Annotated in this window: 1 protein-coding gene; it reads left to right on the top strand. The window is 61.7% G+C overall.

Translation table 11 applies throughout. From position 1 onward, the window contains the following. Nucleotides 1–551: fimbria/pilus outer membrane usher protein (locus tag HV477_RS28000; protein WP_175065759.1), on the top strand; the 551-nt coding region annotated here is incomplete at both ends.

The raw sequence follows: 551 nt of genomic DNA, 5'->3' as shown, positions 1-551 counted from the left end.
ACCGTCAGCCAGAATGGTCGCATTCTGTACCAGACCCGGGTGTCGCCGGGGCCTTTTGAGCTTCCCGACCTGAGCCAGAATATCAGCGGCAACCTGGATGTCAGCGTCCGGGAAAGCGACGGCAGCGTCCGGACCTGGCAGGTCAACACGGCCAGCGTCCCCTTTATGGCACGCCAGGGACAGGTTCGCTATAAGGTGGCCGCCGGACGTCCGCTGTACGGCGGGACGCATAACAACAGCACGGTCAGCCCTGACTTTCTGCTCGGGGAGGCCACCTGGGGAGCATTTAACAACACGTCGCTGTATGGCGGCCTCATTGCCTCCACCGGCGACTACCAGTCCGCGGCGCTCGGGATCGGCCAGAATATGGGGCTGTTGGGCGCTCTGTCTGCGGACGTCACCCGCTCAGATGCACCACGGTTGCCGCACGGGCAGAAGCAGTCCGGTTACAGCTACCGTATCAACTATGCCAAAACGTTTGATAAAACCGGCAGTACCCTGGCGTTCGTCGGATACCGCTTCTCGGACCGCCATTTTCTGTCCATGCCGGA

It is taken from the genome of Salmonella sp. SG203 (assembly GCF_013350575.1).
GTDB classification, from domain to species: Bacteria; Pseudomonadota; Gammaproteobacteria; order Enterobacterales; family Enterobacteriaceae; genus Salmonella; species Salmonella enterica.
Note: the sequence above shows the minus strand (reverse complement) of the source record. Positions and strands in the feature narration are given on the sequence as shown.